Source organism: Shewanella intestini (assembly GCF_018221465.1).
GTDB lineage: Bacteria > Pseudomonadota > Gammaproteobacteria > Enterobacterales > Shewanellaceae > Shewanella > Shewanella intestini.
This window is the reverse complement of sequence record NZ_JAAIKR010000015.1, coordinates 120,145-127,766: the sequence shown is the minus strand read 5'-3', so window position 1 is coordinate 127,766 and position 7,622 is coordinate 120,145. Positions and strand designations below refer to the sequence as shown.

General features: G+C 41.5%; 4 protein-coding genes. 3 read left to right on the top strand and 1 reads right to left on the bottom strand.

Features of this window, described 5'->3' with window-relative positions; translation table 11 throughout:
• Positions 1-1,546: 1,546 nt before the first annotated feature.
• Positions 1,547-2,443, bottom strand: a complete 897-nt coding sequence (rarD, locus tag G3R48_RS14275) for an EamA family transporter RarD (protein WP_153665749.1) — start codon at positions 2,441-2,443, stop codon at positions 1,547-1,549.
• Positions 2,444-2,662: 219 nt separating this feature from the next.
• Between rarD and recQ the strand changes: the two genes are divergently transcribed.
• The 3 genes from recQ to leuB all read left to right on the top strand — a co-directional run bounded on the left by recQ (position 2,663) and on the right by leuB (position 7,612).
• A complete protein-coding gene (gene recQ / locus G3R48_RS14270) occupies positions 2,663-4,501 on the top strand; it encodes a DNA helicase RecQ (RefSeq protein ID WP_212593377.1) in 1,839 nt (612 codons plus the stop codon).
• Between the two features lie 451 nt (positions 4,502-4,952).
• Positions 4,953-6,521, top strand: coding sequence for a 2-isopropylmalate synthase (gene leuA / locus G3R48_RS14265; protein WP_153665745.1), 1,569 nt, complete (start codon positions 4,953-4,955; stop codon positions 6,519-6,521).
• Positions 6,518-7,612: a 3-isopropylmalate dehydrogenase gene (gene leuB / locus G3R48_RS14260; RefSeq protein ID WP_153665743.1), complete on the top strand. Its 1,095-nt coding sequence runs from the start codon at positions 6,518-6,520 to the stop codon at positions 7,610-7,612. The genes leuA and leuB overlap by 4 nt, the downstream gene beginning before the upstream one ends.
• Positions 7,613-7,622: the final 10 nt, after the last annotated feature.

Below are 7,622 nucleotides of genomic sequence, written 5' to 3'. Positions count from 1 at the left end.
AAACACAGTATCGCCGATGGTAGTGTAGGGTCTCCCTATGTGAGAGTAGGTCATTTCCAGGCGCCAAATTACTCGAAAGAGTGTGATAAGCCCATTGTTAACGCAATGGGCTTTTTTACGTCTGGGCTTTGTGAAAGTTGAATTATCTTGTCCTCTACCATTGCTCAACAAATCAAATTAGCCAATGATAACGATGGTCATTTCCAGTCGCGTTCCTTACAAAAGCAACTCGAAAGAGTGTGATAAGCCCATTGCTAACGCAATGGGCTTTTTTACGTCTGGCGTTTGTAAAATCAATCGAGGGTTTTATTGATTAACAGCAGGCCATTTCCAGCTGCGCGCTTAACAAAAGCAACGTGAAAGAGTGTGATAAGCCCATTGCTAACGCAATGGGCTTTTTTACGTCAGGGCTTTGTAAAATCAATCAGGTTTTTTGGCATTAACAGCAGGTCATTTCCAGCCGCGCGCTTAACAAAAGCAACTCGAAAGATTGTGATACTTTGGGATAGCCTCGATAGGCGGCAATCCTATCAAGCAAGTGTATCAATCGTTGCACAAGGAAACTCAAATCAACTTTGATAGCTAACGCTTCTCGATGGTACTCATCAACGACTGTAATGGTCTAATCATGCAAGACACTTGTTTGAGGTATTATAGCTAAAACCAATGAGGTAATAACGAACAAATTTACAGCCGAATTTACATTAGAATGTGTCGAGTTAATAAACATACAGGGATACCCAGTTAAACAAGCTGCTGATGCGAGAGTGTTGGATATTCAACATGACAAAAATGGTTACGCCAATACACAGAAGAGCAAGTGGGTATCACGCCTAAAGCATCGACTATCACAGCTGAGCAAAATCGAATTCAAAAGTTAGAAAAACAAGTTAAACAGCTAGAAAGTGACAACAACCTTTTAAAACAGGCGTCAGCCTTGTTCACTATCGAAATGAATAAAGGCAACAAGTCGGGTTTAAATTGAACAAGGCAGGGTATTGTGTTCAACATATCTGCCGCTGTTTTCGTTTGCACGCAGTTGGTTTTATTTTAATTTAAAACTTACGCCAATAACGTCATAAAATATCAAACAAGACTGCAAGCAAAAGCAGAGATGATTGATGACATAGCGCCGTTTTATCATCAAAAGATGACATCATAATCGGGGTAACATCTCATCAGTAGAAAATGAGATGAAATTAATGAAGAGCGGCTTTGTTCAACAACGTCTTTAAGATGAGTTGATCATGACCGTTGATTGGGTAACGACATTAATAAGAGAGTTTATACCTCAAATGGTTACATCGGTGGTTTTTGTAATGTACTTCCTGCTCTGTCAGTAACCGACATTATTATCAGAAAAAAGCTGATGGGTTAACAGTGATGGATAAACTTGTTCTGTGATTTGTAGCTAAGAGCAATGGACCTGAATATAGCTTACAACGCATTCATTTAATTCATTTCAGTGTAAGCGTAAAGCGTCCTAATCAACTGCTTAACGCCAAGAAGCGTATTATTTGGCCACATCACTCTCGAACAGGGTTATTTAATCGACTGCTTTTTTTGCTTTGTTGTGCGTCAGCATATCAATAACGAAAACTAACAATGCTCCCCAAATAAAGCCAAAGGTAATACTTTTTTCCATCACAAACGGTTCATTAAACACGGTGATAGCCAGGCCAAACATGATGCTTGGACCAATGTATTGAAAAAATCCCAACGTCGATAATGGAATTCTAATTGCCGCTCCAGAAAAGCATAATAGGGGAATGGTAGTGACGACGCCTGCTGCCATCAACAATAAATTTAGCGATAGTGGATTGTTTAGCATGTCGGCTGCAGAATGGCCTGAACCTAACATCAAGTAACCTAATGCAAAAGGAAGGATGATTGCGGTTTCTACTAATAAACCCGTTTTGGCATCAATATTCACTTTCTTACGTAATAAGCCATAAAAGCTAAATGTGGCCGCAAGTGATAAGGATAACAATGGTATAGAACCAAATGAGATTAATTGAATAGCAACGCCTGCAAAAGCTAAACCGACTGCCACCATTTGTAATTTACGCAGTTTTTCCGACAGTAATACCATACCCAAAAGCACATTAAATAATGGATTAATAAAATATCCTAAACTGGCGTCAAGCATGCGGTCATTGTTGACAGCCCAGATAAACATCAACCAGTTAAGTGCAATCAAAGCCGAGGTGATACACAAAATCCATAATTGCTTTGGCTTTTTGAGCACCAAGCGTAAATTACCAAACCCTCCAAGCACCTTCATTAAGATGACCATAAATAAAAATGACCAAATGACGCGGTGCATTAGAATTTCGGTAGAATCAATATGCTCTAGCAGTTTGAAATATAGTGGCGCAATTCCCCACAGGCAGTAAGCACAAATGGCAAGGATAATTCCTTTTCGATATTCGAGTTCAGGCATGGTTAACTTAATGGGTTAAAAATAAATCAGGCGTGGATTGTAGGTCTGTGTTGAGGTGAGTACAAGTAATAGTTATTTGCCGTGAATGAATGGTGCAGTTGTCCTCGTTTTATTTCTAGCAAAGCTTTAATGAAGCAGAGGTCAAATAGGCAAGACATCAAGCAGAAGCTGATTTAAAATGTGTAGCTTCTTCATATGTCGTTTTAAGAGGATGATCTTATTTCATCGCTAACTGCAGCACCTACTTTAAGCCAAGGTGACAATTTATCTGACACATTGCAACGTGTGTTTGGCTACCGTGACTTTCGTGATGGACAACAAGCTGTTATTGAACGGGCACTTGCGGGTGAAGACACGTTAGTGATAATGCCAACAGGTGGCGGTAAAAGTATGTGTTATCAATTACCCGCATTGATAATGGATGGGGTAACGATTGTCGTATCTCCATTAATTTCGTTGATGAAAGACCAAGTCGATAGTTTGATACAAACAGGTGTTGCAGCTGCTTTTATTAATTCTTCGCAACCAAGAGAAGTGTCCTACCAAGTATTACGTGATTTACATGCTGGCCTAATTAAATTGCTATACATCTCACCTGAGCGTGTATTAAGTCACGATTTTCAGGAGCGACTTAGCCACCTTAATATTGCCATGATCGCGATTGATGAAGCGCACTGTATCAGTCAGTGGGGACATGATTTTCGCCCTGAATATGCCGCATTAGGTCAATTAAAACAAGCTTACCCACATATTCCGTTAATGGCCTTAACCGCCACTGCTGATCAAGCCACTCGTCACAGTATATGCGAGCGATTAGGTATTGAGCCTTACGTGTTGTTATCGAGCTTTGATCGTCCGAACATTCGCTACACCGTGGCTGAAAAACTTAATGCCGCAAATCAGCTACGACAATTTTTACAAACTCAAAATGGTAATAATGGCATTGTTTATTGCTCTAGTCGGCGCCGTGTAGATGATGTTGCGCAGCGATTAAGATTACAAGGTTTTAAAGCGCAGGCTTATCATGCTGGTTTGTCACAACAAGAGCGCGCAGAAGTACAAGATAAATTTCTAAAAGACCAAATTGAAATTGTTGTCGCTACTGTTGCTTTTGGTATGGGGATAAATAAATCAAATGTCCGGTTTGTTGTTCATTACGATATCCCTAAAAGTATTGAAGCTTACTATCAAGAAACCGGTAGGGCTGGACGTGACGGTTTAGATGCAGAAGCTTATATGTTATTTGACCCTGCTGATATTGGTAGAGTAAAACATTTGATTGAGCAGTCTGAACCTGGGCCGCAACAACAAGTTGAGTTTCATAAGCTCAATAGTATGGCGGCGTTTGCTGAAGCACAAACCTGTCGTCGACAAGTGTTATTGCATTATTTTGATGAGAGTGCGTCTGAGCCATGTGGAAACTGTGATATTTGTTTAAATCCACCTAAGCAATACGATGGAACACAAGATGCTCAAAAGGTGTTGTCCTGTGTTTATCGTTTGAAGCAACATTTTGGTATGCATCATGTCATTGATGTCTTACGTGGCTCAAAGGCGGCTAATGTGTGCGATAGAGGCCATGACAAGCTAAGCACCTGGGGGATTGGTAATGAAAAGTCTTCAGAACATTGGATCAGTGTCACGCGGCAGTTAATTCATTTAGGTTTTGCCAGTCAAGATATCACCCGTGGTTCGTCGTTAAAACTCAATCCTGCTGCCAGACCGGTATTGAAGTCAGAGGTGGCATTAATGCTTGCCGAACCACGTATTCAATTAACAAATACACCATCATCAAGACATCGACGTGCCAAAGCGCCGCAACAATATGACCGTAAGCTATTTGCCCAGTTAAAAGCGTTACGTCGTAATATTGCAGAAGAAAATGATATTCCACCGTACTTGGTCTTCAACGATGCAACACTTGCTGAAATGGCTGCGCTTTTACCGACCAGTGCTGGTGAAATGCTTGCAGTAAATGGTGTTGGTCAAGTTAAGCTCGAACGCTTTGGCGATGAGTTTCTTGAGCAAATTTCCCAATATTTAACTAAAACAGATTAAGCGACTGACAAATATCTAATCAGAAATTAATAAAGAGCGGTTATTTACCATAGCCCTATGTGTGTCTTTTTATCTGTTCTCAGGGGACGACACACTAAATGTGGTAAAGTGTATCAATATGTTAAGCCTGCAACGGAATAACAAATCTGTTCATGTTAGTAAAATTACAGTTGACACCAACCCCAATGCACGATAAATATTAAGCAACAGATTATTTGGTAATCAATACTTATTTATTTTTTGAACAGTGACTCTATGACTCATTTATATGCACTCTTTAATCTCCTCCTCTTACGCAGTTACTGCGCGGAGAACTTTGGGTTGCATGTTAAGTAAGTATTAGCTCAATCACAAACCCCGCGCATTATGTCGCGGGGTTTTTTATTTGTATTGAGTGCCGTTCAATATTTGTCCAGTTAAATGTTTTAGTCTGATTTTTGGGAGAGAGTTTATGTCTGACAGCGTGATCATTTTTGATACGACACTTCGCGATGGTGAGCAAGCTTTAGCAGCCAGCTTGAGTGTAAAAGAAAAGCTCCAAATTGCCCTTGCGCTAGAGCGTTTAGGTGTCGATGTCATGGAAGTAGGGTTTCCTGTTTCGTCCCCTGGTGACTTTGAGTCAGTGCAAACCATTGCCCAAACAATAAAACATAGCCGAGTATGTGCTTTGTCACGCGCATTACCTAAAGACATTGATGCAGCAGCTCAAGCGTTGTCGGTTGCCGAGCAATTTCGTATTCATACGTTTATTTCAACTTCAACCATTCATGTTGAAAGTAAGCTAAAACGCTCATTTGACGATGTCCTTGATATGGCTGTGAGTGCAGTGAAATATGCACGTAAGTTCACCGATGACGTTGAGTTTTCTTGTGAAGATGCCGGCCGCACACCCATTGATAACCTTTGCCGCATGGTTGAACAAGCCATTAAGGCCGGTGCGAAAACCATTAATATCCCCGACACCGTTGGTTATACCGCCCCGAGCGAATTTGGTGGCATTATCCAAACTTTGTTTAATCGGGTGCCAAATATTGATCAAGCGATTATCTCGGTGCATTGCCATGATGATTTAGGTTTGTCTGTAGCCAATTCAATTACAGCCGTTGAACACGGCGCAAGACAAATTGAATGTACCGTTAATGGCATTGGTGAACGCGCGGGAAATTGTTCGCTTGAAGAAATCGCCATGATTTTAGCGACCCGAAAAGATTACCTAAATGTAGAGTGTGGCATTAATGCCAAAGAGATTTATCGTACATCGTCACTCGTCAGTCAATTATGCAACATGCCGATTCAAGCCAATAAAGCCGTAGTGGGCACCAATGCATTTTCCCATTCATCGGGTATTCATCAAGACGGTATGCTTAAAGCCAAAAATACTTATGAAATTATGACCCCAGAGAGCATTGGCTTGAATCGTAATAACTTAAATATGACTTCGCGTTCAGGGCGACACGTCATTAAACATCGCATGGAAGAAATGGGCTACAGCGCTGATGATTACGACCTAGATACCTTGTATGACCAATTCCTTAAGTTGGCGGATAAAAAAGGCCAAGTGTTTGATTATGATTTGGAAGCATTAGTGTTTATGGAGTCGCAAACTCAAGCGGACGATCAATTCCAATTACAACATTTAATGGTTCACTCAGATTCAACCGAAGGTGTCGCAACCGCCACGGTAAAAGTGTGTGTTGGTGAACAATACATAACGGAAGCTGCAACCGGTAATGGCCCTGTAGATGCTGCATACAATGCTATTTCAAGAGCCACATCATGTGACATTAATATCACTAATTATCAATTAGCCGCAAAAGGTGAAGGCCAAAATGCCCTTGGGCAAGTTGATATAACCGCAAGCTACAAACAGCAAAATTTTCATGGTGTTGGCTTGGCTACAGATGTCGTTGAAGCATCTGCCCAAGCATTAATAAATGTCATGAACTTAACCTATAGAGCCGACAAGGTCGCCGATTATAAACAAAAAAGACATGAACAAAGGGAGTTAGGTGGCGTATGAGTTATCAAATAGCAGTATTAGCTGGAGACGGTATTGGCCCTGAAGTAATGGCTGAAGCTCGTAAAGTCTTGGTTGAAGTTGAGAAACGTTTTGAACTGAATATCGAATATAGTGAATTCGACGTCGGTGGCATTGCAATTGATAACCATGGCAGCCCATTACCGGCTGCTACATTAAAAGGATGTGAAGCCGCAGATGCCATTTTATTTGGCAGTGTCGGTGGTCCAAAGTGGGAACATTTAGCGCCGAACGAGCAACCCGAGCGCGGTGCATTATTACCTTTGCGTGGCCACTTTGATTTATTTTGTAATTTGCGCCCAGCAAGATTACACCTTGGCTTAGAACATATGTCGCCACTGCGTAGTGATATTTCAGCGCGTGGATTCGACGTGCTTTGTGTGCGAGAGCTAACCGGTGGGATTTATTTTGGTAAACCTAAAGGCCGTCAAGGTGAAGGACAAGACGAACAAGCATTTGACACCATGCGTTATAGTCGCCGTGAAATAGAGCGTATTGCACGTATTGCTTTTGAGGCCGCGCAAGGGCGCAGTAAGAAAGTGACGTCGGTTGATAAAGCCAATGTATTAGCTTGCTCAGTGTTGTGGCGTGAAGTGGTTGAGGGCGTGGCAAAAGACTATCCAGATGTTGAGTTAGAACATATCTATATCGACAACGCCACGATGCAGTTATTACGCCGCCCAAATGAATTTGACGTGATGTTATGTTCAAATTTATTTGGCGATATTATTTCAGATGAAATTGCCATGCTGACGGGATCGATGGGGTTATTGTCTTCTGCCAGTTTAAACAGTGACGGTTTTGGTATGTATGAACCGGCTGGCGGCAGTGCACCTGATATTGCTGGCCAAGGTATTGCTAATCCAGTGGCGCAAATTTTGTCTGCAGCATTATTATTGCGCCATAGTTTGCAGCTAGAAGATGCTGCTAGCGCTATTGAGCGTGCGGTAAGTAAAGCATTATCTAGTGGATATTTAACCGGTGAGCTTATTGATGCCGATAAACGTGACCAAGCTAAAACAACCAGTGAAATGGGCGACTTTATCGCTAATGCTATTAAGGAAGGTGTCTAATGGCTTCACA

Coding starts and splice junctions, on each gene's coding strand:
- leuA (WP_153665745.1), top strand. CDS start 4,953: ATGTCTGACAGCGTGATCATTTTTGATACGACACTTCGCGATGGTGAG.
- leuB (WP_153665743.1), top strand. CDS start 6,518: ATGAGTTATCAAATAGCAGTATTAGCTGGAGACGGTATTGGCCCTGAA.
- rarD (WP_153665749.1), bottom strand. CDS start 2,443: ATGCCTGAACTCGAATATCGAAAAGGAATTATCCTTGCCATTTGTGCT.